Genomic DNA, 24,561 nt, shown 5'->3' on the forward strand with positions numbered 1-24,561 from the left:
CTCCTTTTTCTATTTAGAGAAACGATATGGAACTGTTGAGACAATAATATTCCGCCGGTACAGCAGATACGTCCGCAGCAGAACGCTGGACTGATTATGCAAAATATTATGCCAGCCCTTTTTCGGTACAAACTGCGGAATTAGCACTGTCACTTCATAGTTGTTTTCGTTTGCTTTCGTTTCAATTGTGTCGAGCAGCTTCAATATGGGGCGTGTCAGCGAGCGATAGGAGGAGTGCAGGACAATCAGCCGCACATCGGGATGGCGTTCCTCCCATTTCTTCTTCATCCGCACTTCTTCTTCACGGTCGAAGGATACATATACCGCAAAGACTTGATCTCCAATAGACTTGGCGTAATTCACAGAATGCTCCACCACTTTGGTAATGCCGGCAACGGGTACGACAATGACATTGCCTTCAATCTGCTCCGGCACATAGCCCGCCTCCACCCGCAATTGCTCGCCGACTGAGCTGTAGTGGCTGTGGATGCGGTGGAAAATGGACACGATAATCGGCAGGAATATAAGCACGGACCATACCTGTCCGAACTTCGTCAGGAACAGGATGGACAACACGGTAAGAGTGATGATTGCTCCCATTGAGTTAATGAGCATTTTGCCAAGCCAGCCCTGCGGCTTTTCGCGGATCCATTTCAGGGTCATCCCTGTCTGTGACAAGGTAAAAGGAATAAATACCCCCACTGCGTACAAAGGAATGAGCTGTTCTGTCTGGCCTTTAAAGGCAATAATCAGGATAATGGAAGCCAGGCCAAGTGTCAGAATTCCATTTGAGTAGCCAAGACGGTCTCCGCGCATCAGGTACATCCGCGGCATGTACTTGTCGGAAGCCAGATTATAAGCGAGCAGCGGGAAGGCGGAGAAGCCTGTATTGGCTGCCAGGACAAGAATTAACGCAGTGGTTCCCTGTACAAAGTAGTACATGAAGCTGCGGCCAAACACATGCTCGGCAATCTGCGATACAACCGTTTCCTCCACCTTTGGCGCAACACCGTATGTGTAAGCCAAGAAGGTGATGCCTGAGAACAGAACCGCCAGAATCGCCCCCATCATAACAAGTGTCGTGGCTGCATTTTTGGCGGCAGGATCCTTAAAGTTCGGGATGGCATTGGAAATGGCCTCTACGCCTGTCAAAGCAGAGCAGCCGGAAGCAAATGCCCGGAGCAGCAGGAACAGGGTGATTCCCGGTACAGCAGTGCCGACAGCCGCAGCTTCATGCTCAGCTGTTATGCCTCCTGTTGCCGCGTGATAAATGCCGGCGCCAATTAAAACGACAAGCGCCACAACGAACAGGTAAACGGGATAAGCAAGCACAGAAGCAGATTCCGTTACACCGCGCAGGTTTAAAATAGTAATCAAAATGACCAATACAATTGCGATTTGCACCGTATACGCATGCCATTGCGGGAAAGCGGAGGTTATGGCATCGGTTCCAGCTGAGACACTTACTGCCACTGTCAAAATGTAATCCACCAACAGTGAACCGCCTGCAATGAGGCCGGCGTTTTCCCCCAAGTTATTGCGCGATACAACGTATGCGCCGCCGCCCTGGGGATATGTGTAGATGATTTGGCGGTAAGAAAGAATGAGTGCAGTCAGTAGGATCAGTACACCGATTGCGATCGGAAGCGAATACCAGAAAGCAACAGCGCCGACCGTAGCCAGCACCAGCAAAATTTGCTCGGTACCGTACGCGACCGAAGACAATGCATCAGAGGACAGGATTGCCAATGCTTTCAGCTTAGTCAGCTTCTGCTCTCCCAGCTCTGTGGACTTCAGCGGTTTTCCAATGAGAAACCGCTTAAGGGAAGAATACATACATACACCACCATTAGGAAATTTTCACGAGAATTGTATCATTGTTTTACAATCCTGAATAGATGAGAGATGCAATCTTGCCAACTATTTTATATTTAGATATATAGCAGTCAGTTCGTTGAAGGTATGATATTTGAAGACGGAAAAATCTAAATAGCAGCAGGTGGGGAATAGCAAAGCACACAGGACATTCCTGTGTGCTTTTACATAAGTGGCAGGCACGTAACCGTTCCAGCGGATCGGGTGATGTACCGTGTGTATAAGGTCAAGCCGGGTTCCTCCAAATCTCTCCGCGGCAGTTCATCAGCACTGTCCGTGAATTCCACATCTCTGCCTGCTTCCGGCCGGCCTGTTCATCGAGCAATAAGGTGACTTTGGCGCGGACATCTGCTTCTGTCGCAGTGACCGCAGTGACAGTGGCTGAAACAATGGCACTGTCAGCGGGGGCGCCGGTGCGCGGGTCAATCAGGTGATGCGAGAGGTCACCGTTTTGCAGCCAGCGCCGTTTGCCGGTGGAAGAAGTGGCCACGGCGCCGGAGACAAGAGACAGCGTCTCAAAAATGCGGTTGGCTGCCAGCGGGTGTTCAATGCCAACCTGCAACGGCTGCGGCAGGGTGCCGAATATGCGGATGTCGCCGCCTGCATTCACAAAGCCGTATTCCAATGGAGAAAGCAATTCGGCTGCCCGGTCCACAGCCCAGCCCTTTACAATGCCGCCAAGGTCAATTGGCCGGTGCAGTATGGCCGTCTTGGTCTGTTCATTCAGCACGTAAGGGAGCGCGTGAACAGGCTGTGAATCCGCATGCTGTCCGTACAGCTCCCGGTCCCGAATCAGTTCAATGGATTGCCGGTATCCGGCCTGCTCCAGGGCGGAAAGGATGCCCGGCTGAAACAAGCCGTCTGTTTCTTGATGGAACCGCGCCGCCTGGCGGAGCACATCAAACATAAAGGATGACACGGCTGTTTCTTTGTCCACCCGCTGATTCAGCCGGGAAAGCTCGCTGTCCGGACGGAAACGGCTGAAGATTTGTTCGGCTTCTGTGAATAAAGCCTCTACCTGCATAGCTGTGTCTGCACGCAAATCAACCGCAGCCGCCTGTATGTTTGTGCTCATGGATTGAAAAGAGTATGCCTGCATCTTAGCTGCCTCCTGTTGTTGTATGGAACCCTCCATTATTTTCCGGTGTCATTTGTGAAAACTGTCCGTTCTGTTGAGTTTGGCTGTTGTTGCCTCCGTTTTGTGAACCAAGAGAGCTGTCGCCTCCAGGGATCCATTGTGAACCTCCGTCTCCGGAATTGGCATTCGCAGAGCTGCTGTTATTTCCCGGGCTGCCGTTCCCGTTTGTGCCTGTTTGCCATTGGCCTTGCTCCTGCCCGCGGTGATGGCCATGCCGCCCGCCAAACCCGCGCTGCATCTGTCCCTGCTCCTGTCCGCTGCCAAATTGCTGGCTCTGGCTGTTCTGCTGTCCATTCATGGACTGGCCGTTTCCGGATTGATTCTGTTTTGCTTGCGTGTTCCAGGGCATCTGTACATTGCCGTTGTCAAAGGCGAGATAAGAAACCATGCCGGCCACAAGTGTCAGGCTGCCGATGCCGATGCCCCATTTATTGATTGTATTTTGATTCATATGAATGACTCCTCTCATGGAATGGAATTGGTGCTGTTGATAGTCTTCATTGTAAGGGAGAAGTCTTAAGACAATCTTAACAACGGGAATGAAATATAAAAAGTTAACTCATTCTAAGCAGGATAACGGAAAGGAAGGCGGGGACGGAAGATGCAATTTCATTACACTGTCATTTCTCCATATGCAATGGAGGAAACATTGCAAAAAACGGAGGCAGCCCTGCAGGAGGATGGCTTTGGCGTGCTTTGGAGGTTTGATGTCGCGGAAAAGCTGCAAAGCAAGGGGCTGCCCTTTTCTCATGAACTGCAAATTTTGGAGGTGTGCAATCCGGAAGAGGCGCACCGTGTGCTCGCACATAACATGATGGCAAGCTATTTTCTGCCTTGCAAGATTGCGGTGTACACAGAGCGGGAGCAGGTCCATATCGGCATGGTGAAGCCGACGGCGCTGATCAGTATGCTCGACACAGATGAACTTAAGCAGTTTGCGGAGGATGTGGAGCGCCGGATCGCTTTGGCAATTGATAAGGTTGTACAGTAGAGGGAGCCACGCTCCCTCTTTTTCATGCCGGACATTTATTTTTTGAAGCATTTGCAGCTGAAGTTGCATACCTTAGAGGGGTATAGTATATTATAAAGTATAAGGGAGGGATTCGATGGAGCACAATCATGAAGAATGCTGTGCCGCTGAACATGGGCGGAAAAGTCATCACTCCGAAGAAATGAAGCGGAATCTCATGCAGCGCTTAAACCGGGTTGAAGGACAAATCCGCGGTATTAAAGGGCTGATTGAGAAGGATACTTACTGTGACGATGTTATCACGCAAATTGCGGCGGCCCAGGCTGCTTTGAACAGCGTCGGCAAGCTGCTGATGGAAGGGCACTTTAAGAGCTGTGTCGTGGAACGGATACAGGCGGGCGACCAGGAAGTGCTGGATGAGTTCTTAACAACAGTCGGACGATTAATGAAAAAGTAGGAGGCATATAGAATGGAGAACGTTACATTACAGGTAAAAGGTATGTCTTGCGGGCATTGTGTCAGCGCGGTGGAGGGAAGTGTCGGCAAATTGAACGGTGTGAAAGCCGTGAAGGTGGACCTGGGAGCCGGTACTGTTCAGGTGGAGTTTGACCCGGATGCTGTAACGGTGGACACTATTAAGGAAACGATTGACGAGCAAGGCTATGATGTAGCCTAAGGCGTGCGCAGCAGCGCGCGCTCTCTTTGGCAAATTTATATACCCTGTAGGGGTTTATAAGGGGGAGCTTATATGAGTGCAGCTCAAAAGGAAATGAGCTTTCAAATTGAAGGCATGACCTGTGCAGCCTGTTCAGCCCGGATTGAAAAAGGCTTGAAGCGGATGGATGGGGTGCAGGAGGCGAATGTGAATCTGGCGCTGGAGCGGGCCGCTGTCGCCTTTGACCCGGAAGTGACAAATGAAGCGGCTGTCCGGCATAAGGTGGAGCAGCTCGGCTATCATGTGGTGACCGAAAAGGCGGAATTTCACCTTACCGGCATGACCTGCGCAGCCTGCTCAGCCCGGATTGAGAAGGTGCTTGGCAAGCTGCCCGGCATTGTGCAGGCAAACGTCAACCTCGCGCTGGAAACAGCGGCAGTGGAATACAACCCATCTGAGGTAAGCCCGAGCGATATTGTAAAGCGCGTAGAGAAAATCGGCTATGGGGCGGTCGTGAAGGAAGAGAAGCTGAATGTGGAAGAACAGCGGAAGCAAGGGCTGAAACGGCAGCAGAATATATTTTTCATTTCCTTGGTGCTGAGCTTGCCGCTGCTGTGGGCGATGGTCAGCCACTTTTCCTTCACAGCCTGGATTCCGCTTCCTGACGCCCTCATGAACCCGTGGGTGCAGCTGGCGCTGGCGACACCGGTGCAGTTTGTGATTGGAGCGCAGTTCTATATCGGCGCCTATAAGTCGCTGCGCAGCGGCAGCGCCAATATGGATGTGCTGGTGGCGCTCGGAACAAGTGCCGCCTACTTTTACAGCCTGTACCTCACCCTTGCCTCCCTTGGGGACGGAGGACATATGGTGGAGATGTACTATGAAACGAGTGCTGTGCTCATCACCCTGATTCTGCTTGGCAAGCTGTTTGAAGCGCGGGCAAAGGGCCGCTCCTCGGAAGCTATTAAGAAGCTGATGGGACTGCAGGCCAAGACTGCTCTTGTTGAGCGGAATGGCGAGGAGCTCCAAGTGCCGATTGAAGAGGTCAGAGCAGGAGATATCGTTCATGTGAAGCCTGGTGAGAAGGTACCCGTGGATGGTATCATCCTGGAGGGGCAGTCGGCAGTCGATGAGTCCATGCTGACAGGAGAAAGCGTGCCTGTCGATAAAACAGTTGGCGATACGGTGATCGGCGCAACTCTCAATAAGAATGGCTTTTTAAAAGTGCAGGCGGTTAAAGTCGGCCGTGATACAGCGCTGGCGCAAATTATTAAAGTGGTAGAGGAAGCACAAGGCTCCAAAGCACCGATTCAGCGTCTGGCAGACCAAATTTCCGGCATCTTTGTCCCGATTGTCGTAGGCATTGCCGTTTTGGCTTTCGTGTTCTGGTATTTCTGGGCTGCACCAGGAGATTTTGCCGGTGCCTTAGAGAAATTAATTGCCGTGCTTGTCATCGCCTGCCCATGTGCTCTTGGCCTGGCAACACCGACCTCTATTATGGCGGGATCCGGCCGGGCTGCGGAATTCGGCATTCTCTTTAAGGGAGGGGAGCACCTGGAGCTGACGCACCGCATCGATACAGTCCTGCTGGATAAGACAGGAACCGTAACGAATGGCGCCCCTGTTTTAACAGATGTTCTGCCGGCAGAGGGAATAGAAGAAGCAGAGCTGCTGCGGCTTGTTGGAGCGGCCGAGAAGCAATCGGAACACCCGCTGGCTCAAGCAATTGTGACGGGTATTGCCGAGAAGGGCGTTGGCCTGGCAGCTGTCACCGCATTTTCGGCCATTCCCGGCTACGGTGTGAAGGCCGAGGCGGATGGAAAGGAGATTCTTGTCGGGACGAGAAGGCTGATGCAAGAGCGTGGAGTGGAGGTGCCCCAAGCGGCTATGGATCAGCTGACAGAGCTGGAGCAGGCCGGCAAGACGGCCATGCTGGCAGCGGCAGATGGAAAATATGCCGGAATGATTGCGGTTGCCGATACGATCAAAACCACGTCCAAGCAGGCTGTCCGGCGGCTGCAGGACATGGGGCTGACAGTCATCATGATTACGGGAGACAATGAACGGACAGCCCGGGCAATCGCGGCCCAGGCAGGTATCCGGGAAGTGATTGCGGAGGTGCTGCCGGACGGCAAGGCTGCTGAGGTAAAAAGATTGCAGGAGCAGGGCAGAAAGGTGTCCATGGTCGGGGACGGCATCAATGATGCCCCGGCATTGGCTTTGGCTGATATTGGCATGGCAATTGGAACGGGAACGGACGTAGCAATGGAGGCTGCCGATATCACCTTGATGCGCGGTGACCTGAACAGCATTGCTGATGCGATTCTCATGAGCAAGCTGACCATCCGCAACATCAAGCAGAACTTGTTTTGGGCGCTTGCTTATAATGCTCTTGGCATCCCGATTGCAGCAGCGGGCTTTCTGGCTCCGTGGCTGGCAGGTGCAGCCATGGCTTTCAGTTCGGTCTCTGTCGTGCTGAACGCATTGCGGCTGCAGCGCATAAAATTGTAGGAAACCGGCTGATTCAGCCGGTTTTTCGTCTGTTTTCCGGAAAATTTGTCAATTCCCATGCGGAAAACGGAAAACTATGACGTTTGACTGTACACTTTTTCACATGGTACGATATGCTTAACAAATACGGACCGGGGGGAGGTGTATGCATTGGGAACGTGTATCGAATCGGAGAGTTGGCAGAGCTGGCACATGTATCGAAGCGGACAATTGATTATTACACAAATCTGGGGCTGCTGACGGCACAGCGTTCACAGTCCAATTATCGGTATTATGATGAGCAGGCATTGCAGACGCTCAGATTGATTGAGCACTGCAAAAGGATGCATATGCCTCTTTGCGAGATTAAAAGCTTACTAGAGCAAAGGGCGGAAAGCCAGCAGGCACCGATGCAAGTGGAAGAGCTGGCACAGCTGCTGCGCCGGATCGAGGGCGATTTGCTGCATATTCAGCCGCAGCTGCGCCTGCTGACGGCAGAGCAGCAGGAAAAGCTGAAGCGGCAGCTTGCACCGTCTGTGTCTGCGCTGATGCAAGCCTTGTTATGGCAGCATTAACATTTTGAGCGACAAAAAACAGGAGGTGGACACCTTAGTTCTCAGAGCTAAGGGAGATTCTTGGACATATTTAATTTAGTCATGGTAGCGGTATTAATCGCTCTCACGGGCTTTTTCGTAGCAGCGGAATTTGCGATTATCCGGGTGCGCGGCAGCCGGATTGACCAGCTTGTGGCAGAAGGAAAGCGCGGGGCGGCAGCGGCGAAGCGGGTGACATCCGGCTTGGATGAGTACCTGTCGGCCTGCCAGCTCGGTATTACAGTGACAGCATTGGGCCTTGGATGGCTGGGAGAGCCGACCATTCATAACCTGCTGCACCCATTGCTGATCAAGCTGCAGTTGTCTGCGGCAGTCGCAAGCACAGCATCCTTTATCATCGCATTTTCTGTTGTTACCTTCTTGCATGTTGTCATCGGCGAACTGGCGCCGAAAACATTTGCAATTCAAAAGGCGGAGCAAATTACGCTTTTGTTTTCCCGTCCTTTAATGCTGTTTTATAAAATCGCATATCCATTCATTTGGACCTTGAACAGCTCAGCCCGTGTTGTTACAGGCTTGTTCGGCTTAAAGCCGGCATCGGAGCATGACGAAGCCCATTCCGAGGAGGAGCTTCGCCTTATTTTGTCAGAGAGCTATGAAAGCGGCGAAATTAACCAAGCTGAGTACAAGTATGTAAATAACATTTTTGAGTTCGATAACCGCATTGCCAAGGAAATCATGGTGCCCCGCACAGAGATCACCGGCTTGTATGCAGACGATCCGGTGGAAGAGCATATGAAGATCATCCAAAGCGAGAAATATACGCGCTATCCTGTGTTTGGCGAGGATAAGGACCATATCATTGGCATGGTGAATGTAAAGGACTTCTTCATCCGGTATATGAATGGAGAAGGCACGCAATGGAAATCCATTCGTGATTTCATGCGCCCGGTGATTGAAGTGATGGAGACAACGGCGATTCACGATCTGCTGCTGGAGATGCAGAAGAAGCGGATTCCGATGGCCATCCTCTATGATGAGTATGGCGGTACAGCGGGTCTCGTAACACTCGAGGATATTCTGGAAGAGATTGTTGGAGAAATCCGCGATGAATACGATGAGGATGAACATCCGCCCGTGCAGCATATCAGTGAATATCATAAGATTGTCGACGGCAAAGTGCTGATCAGCGAAATCAATGATCTGCTGGGCCTCCATGTCGATGAGGAGGATGTTGACACCATCGGGGGCTGGATGATGATGCAAAATCATGAAATTCTGGAGGGCCAGTCCGTGATAATGGACGACTATGAATTCAAGGTGCTGATGAAGGATTCCCACCAAATTAAGCGGGTGGAAATTCAGAAGCTGGCAGAGGAGCAAGCAGCGGCTCTGTAGAAGGGAAGGGGATGACCCAAAAGACAGTCTGGAGGCAGGCTTCTGGGTCATCCCCTTTTTGTGTCTGTGTGAACAGCCGCCCATCAAACCTAACTTGAAGGAAAAGCTGCCGGGAATCCAAGGGCGGCTTACAGCATCCTGTTTCCAAAAGCAGCTTCTCATTGTGATCCTTAAGAAAAAGTTAAGCGAAGCACGGTATCTTAAGGATAAGAAAAGCAAACATCCAAAGAGTAAGTTTACGGACTTGTTGTAATATAGGAAAACATGAGGGGGAATTGTGTATGCGTTTATTGGTGGTTGAGGACAATGTGCCGTTGCTGGAATCCATTGTGGAAATTCTGTCACAGGAGTTTGAAGTGGACAGCGCTTCTGACGGTGAAGAAGGCCTGTTCCTGGCAGCTCAAAATATTTACGATGCCATCGTCCTGGATGTCATGCTGCCGGGCATGGACGGCTTTGAGATTTTGAAGAGTCTGCGCAGCGACAGCATTCAGACACCCGTGCTGTTCTTGACGGCAAGAGATTCGCTGGAGGACCGGGTGAAGGGATTGGATTACGGCGGCGATGACTACTTAACAAAGCCGTTTCAGGCGCCGGAGCTGCAGGCGCGCATCCGGGCCTTGCTGCGCCGGAGCGGCAGCCTGACAACAGAGCACACACTGCGCTACCGGGGCATTGAACTGCATGGCAAGGATCAGGATGTGAAGGTGGACGGCAAGCCGCTGAAGCTGACAGCCAAGCAATACGAGCTGCTGGAGTATATGATTCAAAACAGCGGCGCCATTTTGACAAAGGAGCAGATCTATGACCGTGTCTGGGGCTTTGATTCTGATACAACGATCGCCATTGTAGAGGTATTTGTCCATCATTTGCGCAAAAAACTGGAGCCATTCGGCTATCATGAAGATATTAAAACAGTACGGGGTGTCGGCTACCGGCTGAAGGAGCAGTAAGGGGGAGCAGCATGTTTCGGCAGACGCATATTCGGTTGACACTTTTGAACTCATTGGTATTCATTGTCTTGATCGGGGCGCTTGGAAGCGTCATTTATGCCTACACCTATGACCGCTTGTACCATTCTGTGGACATGAGTTTAATGGACACGGTGAAGAAGGCGGGGCATGGAGAGAATGGCAGACCGCAGAATAATAAATTTGGGGGAGGCCGTGGCGGCACGCGGGATGTCTCGCTTGCTGTCGGCGACCCGCGGGTTTCTGTCCTTATTTGGGACCAAAACGGAAACCTTGTCAGTGAAGGGGATGGCAGGGAGGTGCTCTTCCTGCAGCAATATGGCAAGCTGGTGCAGCCAAAGGTGCTGAATGAAGTGCAGACGGTGCAAGCGAAAGGCTTTACCTTCCGCACAGTTGCATCAGAGGGCTATGTCGGCTCGGACATGGTGACAGTACAGCTGATCCGGAATGTCACCTCCGAGCAGGAATTCTTGGAGAAGCTGCTTATTATCTTGGCAGTCGGCTGCGGTGTCGGCATCATATGTGCCGTAGGAGCAGGCTACTTCCTGGCCGGCCGTGCGCTTGTGCCGATCCAGCGGGCATGGAACAAGCAGCAGCAATTTGTTTCTGATGCTTCACATGAGCTGCGGACGCCGCTGGCGGTTATTCAGTCCAAAACAGATCTGCTGTTCCGCAACCCATCCGCAACGATTGAGGATAAAATTACAGATATTTCCACCATTTCGAATGAAGGCCGCCGCTTGTCCAAGCTGGTGACAACGCTTCTGACCCTGGCACGTTCAGACTCCAATCAGATTGAAATGAAGAAGGAGCCGTTTGCCCTGCATGAGCTGCTGGAGAATCTGGTGGACCAGTACGGGGAAATTGCCTCTTATCAGGAGAAGAGCCTGACGATGGATGTGCCGGAGCCGGTGATGTTTACCGCAGATAAGGAGCGGATTCATCAGCTGCTTGTCATCCTGCTCGACAATGCCATGAAGTATACCGGTGAGGGCGGCCGGATTGAGCTTGCTTGCCAACAGACAGCTTCTGCCATCACGCTGCAGGTGAAGGACACAGGCATCGGCATGAGCGAAGAGGATATTCCGCGCATCTTTGACCGCTTTTATCAAAGTGATAAAGCGCGGACCATTGCCGAGGATGCCGGGCTTGGGCTGGGCCTGTCCATTGCCCAATGGATCATCGACAAGCATAATGGCCGGGTAAAGGTGCAAAGCAAGCTAGGGGAAGGAACGAGCTTTGAAATCACCTTTCCGAAACATCAAAAGTAAACAGATAGACCTCTGCTGAAAACCTTGCTTGTAACAGGTTTTCAGCGGAGGTCTATTTCTTTGGCCTTAAGTGAAAATTAAGAAACCTTTTGTAAGATTGGAGCAGAGAGTAAGGGGGAATCCATATGAAACGCATATTAGTATGGACGGCGGCGGCTCTGCTGCTGCTGTCTGGCCTGTATATAGCTTTTGCTCCTTCGCCGGAGGAGAAGGCTGTGACGAAAGCGGCGGAGCTGAAGCAGATTCAAGAGGCGCCGGTAGAGGTTGCGGATGAAGTGGTGCAGGAGCCAAAGCCGGAGAAGGTCCTGCTTGATCACGTCCCGCTGCTGCAGCAAATGCCGGAGTTGCCGCGCGGCTGTGAGGTCACCAGCCTGGCGATGCTGCTCGGACATGCCGGTGTGCCGGCTGACAAAATGACATTGGCCCGGCAAATTGCGAAGGTGCCGTTCCGGGAAGGAGCACTGCGGGGCAACCCGAATGCGGGCTTTGTCGGCAACATGTATACCTTTGAAGAGTCGGGATACGGGGTCTATCATCAGCCGATTGCCGCTTTGGCGGAGAAATACCTGCCCGGCAGAGTCGTCGATTTGAGCGGCAAATCGTTTGCGGAGGTTCTGCAGTCATTGGACCAAGGGACACCGGTTTGGATTGTTACAAATTCGACATTTGCACAGCTTGATGAAAGTGCCTTTTCCACTTGGCAGACAAGCGGCGGGCCGGTCAAGATTACGTATAGAGAGCACAGTGTTGTCATCGTCGGCTATGATGCCACACATATTTATGTCAATGATCCGCTGAATGGAAGCGCGGCTGTGCCGAAAAATCGGGCTGCCTTTGAGCAGGCTTGGCTTCAGATGGGCAGCCAGGCCATCACCTATTCTCCAGTATAAGCAAACCGGGAGCTGACCATGTTCAGCTCTCTTGTTTGATGGATGACAATACACCGGTTATGGCAAAATAGGAGAAACATGATGGATTGTGGAGGTCACAATGAAGCGATATCTCTATCTTTTACTGCTGAGTTCTCTGCTCTTGTCCGGTTGTGTATCAGGAGATGGGCATTTGAAAATCAATCAAAACGGAAGTGCCGATATGAACGTCCGCTTTGGAGCGGAGCAGCAGGTGAAAAAGTATTTGGGGGATTTCAACCCCTTCGTCTACATTCAATCCATGCTGCAAAACAACGGCTTTGCTGTGAAGGGCTATGACCGGAAGCAGGACTTCGGATTTGAAGCATCCCGTCATTATCAGTCATTGGAAGACTTTCAACAGCAGCAAATTAAACCGGCAAGCGGCAAAGGAATTGCTGACATTGTTTCCTTTCAGTACAACAAAAAGGAGCAGCTGTTTTTTACAGTGTACGATGTGAAGAGCAAAATGGACTTCTCCGGAGTCTATCAGGATGTGCTGGCGACGGCAAGAAAGCAATTGGGGACAACTGCAGTTGCGGTGCAGTATGCGGCAGACCAGCTGCAGAAGCATATGGATCTGCAATTTAAGGTAAGCCTGCCGATTCAGGCAGCCTCCTCGAATGCGGACAAGAAAACAGATGGCGGAAAGACGCTTGCTTGGAATATCAATCCCATTGCCAAGAATGAACTGGCAATGACGGTGAAGGTGCCCAACATCCGCAACATTGCCATTGCTGCCGGCGGGGCACTCCTGCTGCTGCTCATTCTGTTCATTATGTGGATCCGGCATCGCCGCAAGAAAAAGCGGGCGGCAGTTCAGCCTGAAGAGCCGGCGAAGGAATAGGGGGCTTGCGGGCTCTCTTTGGCTATGCGGGGACTCGCAGGATTTCGGAATGATTATGTGCATAATGGCATAAAAAATAGTAATGGATTTACGAAAGCAATCCAGTTATGTTATACTTGAATAAGAAAAACGCATATAGAATTGCTTTTGGAGGAGTCTGTCATTGGGGGCTTCTTTTTGTCTTTTTTAGGAGCCTGCAGTTGCAGGCTCCTTTTTGCGTTCTTTTGCAGATAGAAGCTTCAGAAAAAGGGAGTGGGAATATGTTTATTTTGGAATTGGCCATTATCGTACTGGCCTCCAAGCTTGCTGGTGACATCAGTGTGAAGCTGGGGCAGCCGGCAGTGCTCGGCAAGCTGCTGATCGGGGTTCTTCTGGGGCCTGCTGTACTTGGATTGATACAGGAAACAGACACACTGCAGGAAATCAGCCATATCGGGGTGGTTCTGCTCATGTTCATTGCCGGGCTGGAAACAGACGTGGAGCAGTTTAAGCGTTCGGCGCGTGCTGCCACGGTTGTGGGGCTTGCCGGTGTGGCTGCGCCGCTTGGCCTGGGCTATGCAGCAGGTCTGCTGCTTGGCATGCCGTCCATGCAGGCAGTCTTTCTGGGTCTGCTGCTGTCCGCCACAAGCGTGAGCATTTCGGTGCAGGCTTTGAAGGAAATGGGGCAACTGCGATCCAAGGAAGGTGCCACAATTCTTGGGGCAGCGGTGATTGATGATATCCTTGTGATCCTTGCTCTCGCATTTGTCATGAGTCTGGCTGGAGGCGATGTCAATCTCGGGATGGTCGTGTTAAAAAAGGTGATCTTCTTCGCCGGCATCATCCTGATTTCTTGGAAAGCTGTTCCGTGGATCATGAAGCGCCTTGCCTCGCTGAAGGTGACAGAGTCTGTCATTTCAGCTGCGCTCATTATTGCCTTTTTCTTCGCTTATACCGCTGAATATGCAGGAGTTGCCGCTATTATCGGGTCCTATATTGCCGGCATTGCCATCAGTCTGACTGACTTTAGGCATGAAGTGTTTGAGAAGGTGGAAACCATCAGCTACTCCATCTTTGTTCCTGTTTTCTTTACTTCCATTGGCGTTGCGGTGCAGTTCACGGGACTGAAGGAGCAATGGCCGCTGATTCTTGGGCTGAGTGTTGTCGCTATTCTCACGAAGCTTGTGGGCTGCGGCTTGGGAGCGAAGGCGGCCGGATTTGGCTGGAGAAGCGCAATGGGCATCGGGGCAGCCATGGTTTCGCGCGGCGAGGTGGCGCTGATTATCGCATCCATTGGATTGGATGCAGATTTAATTGAGGCATCCATGTTCTCCATCATTGTCATGGTGGTCCTTGTCACGACAATCTTTACCCCGCCTGTGATGAAGCTGTTCTTCAGAAAAGCACCAACAGAAGCTCATATATAAAAAAAGGGGGATGCAATGCCTGCGGGCGTTGCATCCCCTTTTTCATGCGGACAGGATTGTGCCGCTTCGGCTCATAACTAAAGGAAAGGGCCAGGCTTGGACGGACGCCTTTCTGCCGCGATTTTCAGCGATGGCACTGTTCCTATGCTGTGGTCTTTTATAAAACAAAGAAGATGGGAATGGTAAAAAGGGTAAGTCATATTACATAGGCATATGGAACACAATACAAAGGAGGAATTCAAATGGGAATTCTAAGCGGCAATCCAAAGCAAGAACCGCTTCATTTCGGCGAAATATACGGTATTTGGTCCAGCCTGAGCGTGGCGAAAGCAGCGATTGATGCATATCAGGTATACATCAATCACACCGGTGATGAAGATTTGCGGGGGTTCCTGCAGGATGTGATGCAGTCCACCATCCGCCCTTCTATTGAAGATATGGAGGATATTCTGCTTCATAATGAGATTGCGGTTCCGCCAACACCGGCTGACCGGCCAAAAGCGGATTTGGAGCAAATCCCGGCAGGGGCGCGTCTGCATGATATGCAAATTGCCAACACAGTGGCCATGGATATCGGCATCTGTCTTCCGGCTTACAGCAAGCTGATTGCTGAATCCATCCGTGAAGACGTCGGAGCCCTATTTGAAAAGCTACATGCCAAAAAAGTGAAAGATGGGATTAGACTGCTTCGTTTGATGAAGGAAAAGGGCTGGATTATGCCGCCTCCGCTTCATCAGGAAACAAAGCAAGCGTAAAATATGCGAAATCAGCTTCGGCAGTTCTTTCTCGGATCAGGATGCCGGAGCGGCTTTTACCATTCTGTAGACATGGAGAGTAGCAATGGAACTTAAAGATAAGTGTTGTTTATGGGCGTTGTCTTCTGTACCGCTTGTCATGACTTTGGGAAATTCGATGCTCATCCCTGTTCTGCCGGCAATTGAAAAGAAGCTGGATATTTCAGCCTTCCAGGTCTCCATGATTATTACGGTGTACTCCATTGTAGCCATTCTTCTTATTCCAATTGCGGGATATTTATCTGACCGCTGGGGTCGTAAAAAGGTAATTATTCCAAGTCTGATCATTGCAGGCATCGGCGGGGCCATCACAGGCTGGGCATCGTGGAAGATGAGCGATCCGTATTGGATTATTCTCGCCGGCCGTGTTGTGCAGGGAATTGGTTCTGCCGGTGCCATGCCGGTAGTGCTTCCATGTGTAGGGGATATGTTTAAAGATGAAAAGGATATCAGCTGCGGCCTTGGCATGATTGAAACATCCAATACCTTCGGGAAAGTACTCAGTCCGATTCTCGGATCAGCGCTGGCTGCAGTTGTTTGGTTCTTGCCATTTTGGTTTATCCCTATTCTCTGTGCCATCGCGGTTTTATTGATTATTTTTCTTGTCAAGCCGCCGAAGAAGCAGGATGACCCTGTTCCTGTAAAGGAATTTGTCCATTCCGTCTGGAAGCTGCTGAAGGAAAAAGGCAAATGGCTTGTCACCATCTTTATCGCCGGCGCCATTATCATGTTCGTGCTGTTTGGCGCATTGTTTTATCTGTCAACCATTTTGGAAACGAAGTATCATACGGACGGCATTTGGAAGGGGCTTATCCTTGCCATCCCTCTGAGCGCACTGTCACTTTGTTCCTTTATTACCGGGAAGAAAATTGGGGATGACAAGAAAATTATGCGGCGCTGTGCCTATTTGGGATTCTTTATCTTGGCAGGCTCCTTTATCATCCCGGTCTTTTTCAACAATGTATACACACTTGTTACGAGCCTGAGCATAGGGGGAGTCGGCATTGGATTGGCTTTGCCGAGTCTGGACGCGCTGATTACAGAGGGAATTGAAAAGGAAGAGCGCGGTACCATTACCTCGCTTTACAGCTCTATGCGCTTTGTCGGGGTGGCGGCAGGCCCGCCGTTATACGCCATTTTCATGAAAGGTGCTGACCAGGATATCTTCTGGGTTTCCGGGGCAGCCGGCTTGGCCGGGGCATTGCTGATCATGTTCTTCGTAAAGCCGAAGAGCAGCAAGAACGAGGACAGCAAGTCTGACTCTTGCGCACCAAAAAGTGTGCCGCAAACATAATGAAGAAGCCTTGTATCCACAAGGCTTTTTCGCTTTTTTAAGAAAAAAACAGGCTGAACAAGCCTTTGGCAACGAGGAAGATGAAAGTCAAAACAAGTGCGGCGATTACGATTCCGACGCCCATGATAATTTTCTTCTGCAAAGCCTTACACCTCTTTATCCTTCTGCATTTTATCTGCCCCATTGTAAGTCTGTCTGCTGTAAAAGTCAATTTTGCTTTCATTTTGAATTACTTGCTTTCTATTTTCAAAAGTATTAGAATTTTTCTTGTAAACGAATATATGGAATCGGGAGCCTGCGGAAGCAAGCTGAGAGTACGACCAATCCGTCGTAGACCGTTTGAACCTGTTGGGTAATGCCAGCGCAGGAAGAGATCACGGGTGCAGTGTATCTACCAGCCGTCTTGCTTGCGCAGGACGGCTTTTATTTTTTCTATTTTAAGGGGGACATAATATGTTAAATCAGCTGTCAGCAGTATTGGAGCAAGTAAGAGAAAGAAATCCGCTCGTACACAACATCACGAATGTAGTAGTGACGAACTTTACCGCAAATGGATTATTGGCGCTTGGGGCTTCTCCCGTTATGGCTTATGCGAAGGAAGAGGTTGCCGATATGGCAAGCATTGCCGGTGCGCTGGTGCTGAACATCGGCACGCTGAATGAAACAGAAGTGGAAGCCATGCTGTTGGCTGGAAAGTCTGCGAATGCCCATGGCGTGCCTGTCATTCTGGATCCTGTCGGCGCCGGAGCTACCGCTTACCGCACCGAGACAGCCCGCCGAATCGTGAGTGAAGTCAAGCTGACAATGCTTCGCGGCAATGCGGCGGAGGTGGCCAATGTCATCGGTGAAAACTGGGCTATTAAAGGAGTAGATGCGGGAGAGGGCAACGGAAGTGTTGTGGAGCTGGCGAAAACAGCGGCGAAGCAATTGGGCATCACGGTTGTCATTACAGGCAAAGAAGATGTAGTCACAGATGGCGAAATCGTATATGTCATCCGCAACGGCCATCCAATTTTAACGAAGGTGACAGGAACCGGCTGCTTGCTGACATCTGTGCTTGGCGCTTTCGCGGCCGTGGAGAAGAATCCGCAAATTGCAGCAGCGGCAGCGCTTGTATACTATGGGACAGCGGCTGAAATGGCAGCCGGCAAGGCTGCAGCGCCGGGCAGCTTCCAAATCGAGTTCTTGAATCAGCTTGCTCTTGTGTCCGTACAGGACGTGCTGGCGCTTGGCAAAGCGGAGCTGCTGCAGGGGGAAACAGTATGACGTATAAAGCCCTCACGATTGCAGGCTCGGACAGCGGCGGCGGCGCCGGGATTCAGGCAGATCTAAAAACCTTTCAAGAGCTGGACGTATTCGGCATGTCGGCAATTACTGCGGTGACGGCCCAGAATACCCTTGGGGTACAGGGGGTGTATCCGCTTCCCGTGGAGGCGATTGTACAGCAGATTCAGTCTGTCGGCAGTGATATAGGAACGGATGCGGTGAAAACTGGCATGCTGTTCAGCAGTGAAATTATCGCAGCAGTGGCAGAGCAAATCCGCCGCTTCGGCTGGAAAAATATTGTGGTTGATCCGGTAATGATTGCAAAGGGAGGTGCTCCGCTCCTGCAAGAAGAGGCTGTGCAGGCTCTTAAAGAGCATCTGCTTCCTTTGGCCGCTGTCATCACACCGAATATTCCGGAAGCGGAGGTGCTGACAGGGATGCAGATTGAAAGCCCGGCGGATAAACAGGAGGCAGCCCGCCGCTTGTTTGATACCGGTGTCCGTCATGTCGTGATCAAAGGCGGCCACGATGAAGGCAGCCAGGCATCGGATTTGCTGTATGATGGACAGCATTTTCAGTACTTTACAAGCGACAGGCTGCCTACCAAGAATACGCATGGCACTGGCTGTACTTTTGCCGCGGCTGTAACAGCGGAACTGGCAAAAGGGAAAACGGCAGCGGAAGCCGTGCAGACAGCCAAGGATTTCATTCAGGCAGCCATTGCGGATGACCTGCAAATTGGCGGCGGCCATGGCCCTACGAACCATTGGGCTTATGGACGGAGACAGGCAGTTTTAGGAGGGAAAGCATGACACAAGGGGAATTGCGGAAGGCGCTGCAGGTCTATTTCATTATGGGAAGCCCGAACACGGAACAGCCGGCGCTTCAAGTGCTGGAAGAAGCGATTGCGGGCGGAATCACAATATTTCAGTTCCGGGAAAAGGGCCGCCATGCATTGAAGGGTGAAGCTAAGCGTGCCCTGGCGCGGGGGCTGCAGCAGCTCTGCCGGGCACATGGCATCCCGTTCATTGTCAATGATGATATTGACTTGGCGGTGGCTTTGGATGCAGACGGCGTCCATATCGGCCAGGAGGATGAACCAGTGGATCAAGTACGGGCGCGTATTGGCAATAAGCTTCTTGGCGTGTCTGTCCATACGGTCGAGGAAGCGAAGCTGGCCGTGGCGCAGGGAGCTGATTATCTCGGACTTGGACCCGTGTTTCCGACTGGAACAAAAGAGGATGCGAAGGAAGTGCAGGGTGTTTCGCTGATTCAGAAGCTTCGGGAGCTGGGCATGGATATTCCGATTGTCGGAATCGGCGGCATCCATGCAGGCAACGCTGGAGAAGTGGTTGCAGCTGGTGCTGATGGGGTATCTGTCATTACTGCCATCAGCCAGGCCGGCTCGCCGTTGAAGGCGGCGCAGGACCTGCTGGAGGCAGTGAACAGCCAAGTGCGGAAGGGCTAGAAACTTTTTTATGCCTGCGTCTCGTACAGCCTGTCATTTGCATATAATGTGTCACGACGGGATGAAAAGGCGGGACGCGAATGAACACCGAAAAGTATAAGCAGATGAGCGAAGAGGAACGTCCGCTGGCAGAACCGAAGGCTTTGGAAAATGTAAAGATGATTATGAATGTCGGCATATTATGTCTTGTTCTTTTGCTCGGATACTTGGCGGCGATCGGCCTGCAGAAGGGATACGAACGCTGGAACGGCCCGCAGATGCATCAAGGGCAGAACATAACAGAATGGTACAGCAAAAAAGACGGCTTCTCCAGATAGCCGTCTTTTTTGCTGTGCAAAACTGTCAGGCAAGAATGCAGTGTCATGGGGCACAATATAGAGACGAAAAACAGGCTGGCGGAGGTATGTATGCTGGTAACCTATATGATGTGGACAGCGGCAGGCTTTTTGAGCATTCTGCTGTTGATTTATCTTTATCTGGTGCTGCGCTATGTTGTGAAACGCAAACGTGCGCGGCGAAAGGAAAAGCATAAGCAGCACCTGCGGCACTTGGTGGCCCATTGTGTGAAAACAGGGGAGCTCCTCCGGCTCAGGCTCACCAGACAGATGGAGCTGGAGGCTGTCGAAGAACTGCTGGAGCAATATATGAATGTGTTAAAGAGCAGGAAGGCCAGCCTTCGTTTATCACGGCTCGCCCAACGGCTCCTTGTGGAATATTACCGGGAAAGATTACGATATCCTCGCCTAGGGGTGCGTTATAATGCTTTGCTACTGATCGACAAATTTTATATCCCGCAGCTGACAGAGGATTTGCTGCAGCTGTTGATGCGGGAGAGAACCACGGATTTAGAGCGTCTGGAGGCCTATCGGATTCTTGCCAAAACAGATTATGCCGGCATCAGGAATATTTTGAAGCATGCCAGAGACTGGCCTGATGTATTATACCGGGATATTTTGCACCGGCTGCCGGAGGAACGGTTCCGGGAGTATATGCGTGGCCTCTCCATCTATCCGAAACGGCTGCAATATAATCTGCTGGATGTGGCGGGAGACAAGGGAGATATTTCCTTTCTGCCGCAGCTGGAGGCGCTGCTGTATCAGACTGACCCGGAAATCCGGACCCGGTCGCTGAAGGCCATCAGTAAAATCGGACTGGTGCGCCACCCGGAAATGCTTGTTCCGTTTGTGGGCTCTTCCATCTGGCAGGAGCGGGTCATGGCTGCCAAGACGATGGGGATTGTTCAAAAGCAGGAATTCCTTCCGTACCTCGTGCAGCTGTTATCAGACACATCCTGGTGGGTGCGTCTGGCGGCAGCGCAAGCGATTTCCGGCTATAGCACTGGAAGGGATGTGCTCTGGCAGGTCGTGCGTACAGGCAGGGATGCATTTGCCCGTGATATCGCAAAGGAGCGTCTGGAAAGGATGGTGCCGCATGGGCGTACTTCAATGGATTAGATATGCTGTTGAAGCGCTGGCCATTCCCATTTTCATCTATATTCTCCTGCTGTGCAGCTTTTATATCATTCTGTTCCTCATTGCATTTTCCCGCATGTACCGGGAAAATGAAGTGAATTTGAGGGAATCCTATACGGATCTCCTGCAGCAAACCGGAAATGTGCCGCCGCTGTCCATTCTTGTCCCTGCTTATAATGAGGAATTGGTCATTCGGGCCTCCGTTTTATCCCTGCTGGACATGTATTATCCCCTCTTTGAGGTGATCGTGATCAATGACGGTTCAAAGGATGCCACCATGCAGGTGATGCTGGAGACCTTCGAAATGGAGAAGACCGAGCACGTTGTCCGCCGGCAGTTGAACACGAAGGAAGTGCGCGGCATTTACCGTTCCGCGCGTTTTAGCAACCTGCTTCTGATTGACAAGGAGAACGGCGGCAAGGCAGATGCCTTGAATGCGGGGATCAATGCATCGAGATACCCATATTTTTGTTCATTGGATGGCGATTCAATTTTGGAAAAGGATGCGCTGGCCAATATTATGAAGCCGGTGCTGGAGTCCCGCGAGGAGGTCATTGCCGTCGGCGGCAGCGTCCGCATTGCCAACGGCAGCGTGATTGAGAAGGGGGAAGTGAAGAAAATCAGTCTGCCTGACAGCCCGATTGTCGTCATGCAAATTATTGAATACATCCGGGCTTTCTTAATTGGGCGCCTTGGCTTGAGCCGCTATAATATTCTTCCCATCATCTCTGGTGCCTTCGGTATTTTTAATAAAGCCTGGATCGTGCGGGCTGGCGGATATCGGGAGAAAACGGTGGGGGAGGATATGGAGCTCATCGTCCGGCTGCACCGCTTAAAGCGGGAGCAAAAAAGCAGGGGGCGTATTCTGTATGTGCCAAAAGCCATCTGTCTGACCGAAGCACCGGATACATGGAAAATTTTAAAGTCGCAGCGCACCCGCTGGCACCGGGGCTTGTATGAAAGCTTGTGGCTCCATAAGGCTATGCTGTTCAATCCCCGCTACGGGGGAATGGGACTTGTTGCCATGCCGTATTTTCTTATTGTAGAGCTGCTGGGCCCGCTGATTGAATTCACAGGGTATGTATTTGTAGTGATAGATGCCATTGTGATGAGGGGCTTCAGCGAGTTTGTGATTATGGTGTTCATTGTCGGCGCGTTGTACGGTTCGTTTCTCTCTGCGGCAGCAGTGCTGCTGGAAAACTGGGGGGTCCGCAACTACCCGCGCATTCGGGATTTAACCAAGCTGTTCGTCTATGCGCTGTCAGAATCCTTTTGGTACCGGCCGGTGACCTCCTATTGGCGCCTGATTGCCACATTCCAGGCCATCCGCGGCAAAACCGGATGGGGGGAGATGAAACGGAAGGGAGTCATCAAATAAGGAAGTACATAGCCGCAACAAGAAAAAGATGTCCCGCGGGACATCTTTTTCTTGCTCAATGAAGCTTTTGTTCTATAGCATGGCCCGCAGTCAACTGCACATCTTCGCCATACAGCTTCAGCGTGAGGCTCTCTCCATTCACGAGTGTAACGCGTACATGCTTCTTTTCTGCCTCCACCTTCAGCTTGCGGCCCTGATACAGGAGGTGGAAGGAATAGCTCTTCCACTGTGATGGCAGAATCGGCGCGAGCGATAGTCCGGATTCCTTCAGACGAACACCGCCAAAGCCGTAGACAATGGACATCCAAGTGCCGCCCATGTTTGCCATGTGCAGGCCGTCTTTTGTGTTGCCATGCGTGTTGTCCAAGTCAAGGCGGGCAGTCTCGTTGAAATATTCATACGCCTTATCCTGGTCGCCAACCTTTGCAGCCATAATGCTGAAAATGCAGGAGGATAGGGAGGAGTCGTGCGTTGTGACTGCTTCATAATAGTCATAGGAACGCTTGATGGTCTCCAAATCCTGTTCGTCCTCCAGCAGGAAGTGCGCCAATACAGTATCCGCCTGCTTGCATACCTGATAACGGTATAATGTCAGCGGGTGGTAGTGCAGCAGCAGCGGATAATGGTCATCCGGTGTGTTATCAAAATCCCATACGGCTTTATGCAGGAAGGAATCGTCCTGCGGATTGATTTTCAGGCCCTCGTCATATGGCAGATACATGGCCGCCGCAGCCTTTTCCCATTCCAACGGCTCTTGCGCGTCCAGGTTCAGGCGCCCGCGCAGCGCTTCAAAAGCAGACTCGTCCTCTGCCAAAATATCGTACGCTTTTGATGCCCAAAGCAGGTTGTACTTCGCCATGGCATTCGTGTAGTAATTGTTGTTGACGATGCAGGTATACTCATCCGGACCGGTCACGGCGTCAATCTTGAACAGGCCATTATCATAGTGCCCAGTATCCGCCCAGAGGCGTGCTGTCTCAAATAACACCTCGGCACCGTACTGCCTTATAAATGCCGTATCTCTTGTTGCCAAATAGTATTGAATGTAGCTGTAAGCCACATCCGCGCTGATATGGTACTGGGCGGTTCCTGCCGGGAAGAAGGCGGAGCACTCGGTGCCGGCAATGGTGCGCCACGGGAACAAAGCGCCTTGGCGGTGGCCCATTTCCTTCGCGCGTGCGCGGGCACCGTCCAGGATGGAATAGCGGTAAATCAGCAGCTGCTTGGCCAAGTCCGGCTTTGTCATCAGGAATACGGGAATGATATAAATTTCTGTATCCCAGAAATAGTGGCCTTCATAGCCCTCGCCGGAGAGGCCTTTGGCGGAAATGTTGCTGAACGGGTCGCGCCCGGCTGATTGCAGCAGGTGATACAGATTAAAGCGGATGCCCTCCTGCAGGCTTTCTTCGCCGCCAATGATGATATCGGCATTGCTCCAAAACTCATCCAGATACTGCTTCTGCCAGCCAAGCATATCCTCAAACGAGGCAGAGCGCAGCTCTTCCTGAATGGAAATACCCTTTTCAATCAAGTTCTTTTCATGGCGCAGTGTATCGGTATACACATTCAGCTTTGTGACTGAAACAGGTGCCGTCAAAGCAGAGAAGGTAATGATGGCTTCTGCAGCTTTTTCACTTGTGCGCATCTCTACTTGGTGTGCACCTTGTACAGCATGGCGGGACACGCAGGCAGTGGAAAGCCCGGATGCTGTTGTCTTGTTCATCACATACAAACAATCATTTTGAAAGCCGGCTTGCTCTGTATGAAGCAGCTTTGCATGGCCTCCGCCAACACGCGGGTCCATGGGATTCACATAGTTGGAAACATCTCCGTTTACTGTGGAAACCACCTTCACCTGACCGCGGAAGGTAACCGGCTCAATCTGAACATCAATGGCAAACAGTTCTCGTGTCGTAAAGGATACAAGGCGGCGGAAGCGGATGCGCACCTCTTCGCCATTGCGCAAACGATAATGGATGAGCCGCTCTGTGTAGCCATGATCCATATGCAGCGTGCGCTCAAAGGAGGAGACGTCGCCATCAAACAAGGAGAATTCCTCCTCCTGTTCGCCGAAATACAGCTTAACAGTTTGCGTGTCAATCACGTTTACAAGCTTTTGCTGTGTTTCCGGGAAGGCGTGAAGCTTTTCTCCATACGAGATTTCAATTACATCATGAAAGGCATTCTGGTATGTACCGCGGATGGAGTTCATGCCGGAAGCATAGCCTTCCTCGAAGTTGCCGCGTACGCCAAGATAGCCGTTGCCCAGTGCAAACAGGCTTTCTGTATTGAGAAGGTCTGACTCAGTCAGCTCATTTTTTGTAATGATCCATGTCATCGTATCTGCACTCCTACCTCATCATTCCGGCCGGGGCCAGATGGAATTACTTGCATTGTAATGGGAAA

The 24,561-nt window shown here is 51.5% G+C and carries 23 protein-coding genes; 19 read left to right on the plus strand and 4 right to left on the minus strand.

The genetic code is table 11. From position 1 onward, the window contains the following. Window positions 1-9: 9 nt before the first annotated feature. From NK662_RS12935 to NK662_RS12945, 3 genes are all read right to left on the minus strand, one after another. Complete coding sequence (locus NK662_RS12935; RefSeq protein ID WP_254759355.1) at window positions 10-1,836, minus strand: APC family permease; 1,827 nt, start codon at window positions 1,834-1,836, stop codon at window positions 10-12. 265 nt (window positions 1,837-2,101) lie between these two features. Beyond that, a complete protein-coding gene (locus NK662_RS12940; RefSeq protein ID WP_254759356.1) occupies window positions 2,102-2,974 on the minus strand; it encodes an FAD:protein FMN transferase in 873 nt (290 codons plus the stop codon). Window position 2,975: 1 nt separating this feature from the next. Next, window positions 2,976-3,464 carry a hypothetical protein gene (locus tag NK662_RS12945; RefSeq protein WP_254759357.1) on the minus strand — a complete coding sequence of 163 codons (489 nt, stop codon included), beginning with the start codon at window positions 3,462-3,464 and terminating at the stop codon, window positions 2,976-2,978. Window positions 3,465-3,614: 150 nt separating this feature from the next. Between NK662_RS12945 and NK662_RS12950 the strand changes: the two genes are divergently transcribed. The 19 genes from NK662_RS12950 (at window position 3,615) to NK662_RS13040 (ending at window position 22,155) form a co-directional block, all read left to right on the plus strand. Further along, complete coding sequence (locus NK662_RS12950; protein ID WP_254759358.1) at window positions 3,615-4,004, plus strand: DUF302 domain-containing protein; 390 nt, start codon at window positions 3,615-3,617, stop codon at window positions 4,002-4,004. A 115-nt stretch (window positions 4,005-4,119) separates the two neighbouring features. Further along, complete coding sequence (locus NK662_RS12955; RefSeq protein ID WP_254759359.1) at window positions 4,120-4,440, plus strand: metal-sensitive transcriptional regulator; 321 nt, start codon at window positions 4,120-4,122, stop codon at window positions 4,438-4,440. 12 nt (window positions 4,441-4,452) lie between these two features. After that, window positions 4,453-4,659: a copper chaperone CopZ gene (gene copZ, locus NK662_RS12960; protein WP_254759360.1), complete on the plus strand. Its 207-nt coding sequence runs from the start codon at window positions 4,453-4,455 to the stop codon at window positions 4,657-4,659. Window positions 4,660-4,731: 72 nt separating this feature from the next. Next, entirely contained in the window at window positions 4,732-7,149 is a 2,418-nt protein-coding gene (locus NK662_RS12965) for a heavy metal translocating P-type ATPase (RefSeq protein ID WP_254759361.1), read from the plus strand. A 158-nt stretch (window positions 7,150-7,307) separates the two neighbouring features. Continuing rightward, a complete protein-coding gene (locus NK662_RS12970) occupies window positions 7,308-7,703 on the plus strand; it encodes a MerR family transcriptional regulator (protein WP_254759362.1) in 396 nt (131 codons plus the stop codon). Between the two features lie 60 nt (window positions 7,704-7,763). Beyond that, the gene (locus NK662_RS12975) at window positions 7,764-9,080 is read left to right on the plus strand and encodes a hemolysin family protein (protein WP_254759363.1); all 1,317 of its coding nucleotides are present in this window, start codon (window positions 7,764-7,766) and stop codon (window positions 9,078-9,080) included. A gap of 281 nt (window positions 9,081-9,361) precedes the next feature. After that, window positions 9,362-10,033 carry a response regulator transcription factor gene (locus NK662_RS12980; protein ID WP_254759364.1) on the plus strand — a complete coding sequence of 224 codons (672 nt, stop codon included), beginning with the start codon at window positions 9,362-9,364 and terminating at the stop codon, window positions 10,031-10,033. A gap of 11 nt (window positions 10,034-10,044) precedes the next feature. Continuing rightward, on the plus strand, window positions 10,045-11,322 hold the full coding sequence (locus NK662_RS12985) for a sensor histidine kinase (protein ID WP_254759365.1): 1,278 nt from the start codon (window positions 10,045-10,047) through the stop codon (window positions 11,320-11,322). 125 nt (window positions 11,323-11,447) lie between these two features. Continuing rightward, window positions 11,448-12,212, plus strand: coding sequence for a C39 family peptidase (locus NK662_RS12990; RefSeq protein ID WP_254759366.1), 765 nt, complete (start codon window positions 11,448-11,450; stop codon window positions 12,210-12,212). A 172-nt stretch (window positions 12,213-12,384) separates the two neighbouring features. Then, window positions 12,385-13,077 (plus strand): hypothetical protein, encoded by a 693-nt coding sequence (locus tag NK662_RS12995; protein ID WP_254759367.1) that lies wholly within the window; start codon window positions 12,385-12,387, stop codon window positions 13,075-13,077. 260 nt (window positions 13,078-13,337) lie between these two features. Further along, entirely contained in the window at window positions 13,338-14,483 is a 1,146-nt protein-coding gene (locus tag NK662_RS13000; RefSeq protein WP_254759368.1) for a cation:proton antiporter, read from the plus strand. Window positions 14,484-14,725: 242 nt separating this feature from the next. Next, window positions 14,726-15,238, plus strand: coding sequence for a DUF3231 family protein (locus NK662_RS13005; protein ID WP_254759369.1), 513 nt, complete (start codon window positions 14,726-14,728; stop codon window positions 15,236-15,238). An 85-nt stretch (window positions 15,239-15,323) separates the two neighbouring features. Continuing rightward, the gene (gene bcbE, locus NK662_RS13010) at window positions 15,324-16,571 is read left to right on the plus strand and encodes a bacillibactin exporter BcbE (RefSeq protein WP_254759370.1); all 1,248 of its coding nucleotides are present in this window, start codon (window positions 15,324-15,326) and stop codon (window positions 16,569-16,571) included. Window positions 16,572-17,024: 453 nt separating this feature from the next. Continuing rightward, window positions 17,025-17,837 carry a hydroxyethylthiazole kinase gene (thiM, locus tag NK662_RS13015; RefSeq protein WP_254759371.1) on the plus strand — a complete coding sequence of 271 codons (813 nt, stop codon included), beginning with the start codon at window positions 17,025-17,027 and terminating at the stop codon, window positions 17,835-17,837. After that, on the plus strand, window positions 17,834-18,649 hold the full coding sequence (gene thiD, locus NK662_RS13020; protein WP_254759372.1) for a bifunctional hydroxymethylpyrimidine kinase/phosphomethylpyrimidine kinase: 816 nt from the start codon (window positions 17,834-17,836) through the stop codon (window positions 18,647-18,649). The genes thiM and thiD overlap by 4 nt, the downstream gene beginning before the upstream one ends. Beyond that, window positions 18,646-19,305, plus strand: a complete 660-nt coding sequence (thiE, locus tag NK662_RS13025) for a thiamine phosphate synthase (RefSeq protein WP_254759373.1) — start codon at window positions 18,646-18,648, stop codon at window positions 19,303-19,305. The genes thiD and thiE overlap by 4 nt, the downstream gene beginning before the upstream one ends. An 80-nt stretch (window positions 19,306-19,385) precedes the next feature. Beyond that, on the plus strand, window positions 19,386-19,622 hold the full coding sequence (locus tag NK662_RS13030) for a hypothetical protein (RefSeq protein WP_254759374.1): 237 nt from the start codon (window positions 19,386-19,388) through the stop codon (window positions 19,620-19,622). Between the two features lie 90 nt (window positions 19,623-19,712). Continuing rightward, on the plus strand, window positions 19,713-20,759 hold the full coding sequence (locus NK662_RS13035; protein ID WP_254759375.1) for a HEAT repeat domain-containing protein: 1,047 nt from the start codon (window positions 19,713-19,715) through the stop codon (window positions 20,757-20,759). Continuing rightward, window positions 20,737-22,155, plus strand: a complete 1,419-nt coding sequence (locus tag NK662_RS13040) for a glycosyltransferase family 2 protein (RefSeq protein ID WP_254759376.1) — start codon at window positions 20,737-20,739, stop codon at window positions 22,153-22,155. Before NK662_RS13035 ends, NK662_RS13040 begins: the two co-directional genes overlap by 23 nt. A gap of 55 nt (window positions 22,156-22,210) precedes the next feature. Here NK662_RS13040 and NK662_RS13045 read toward each other — a convergent pair whose 3' ends face one another. Next, on the minus strand, window positions 22,211-24,493 hold the full coding sequence (locus NK662_RS13045) for a glycoside hydrolase family 65 protein (RefSeq protein WP_254759377.1): 2,283 nt from the start codon (window positions 24,491-24,493) through the stop codon (window positions 22,211-22,213). Window positions 24,494-24,561 lie beyond the last annotated feature (68 nt).

The sequence above is a fragment of the Ectobacillus ponti genome, from assembly GCF_024294785.1.
Taxonomy (GTDB): Bacteria; Bacillota; Bacilli; order Bacillales; family Bacillaceae_G; genus Ectobacillus; species Ectobacillus ponti.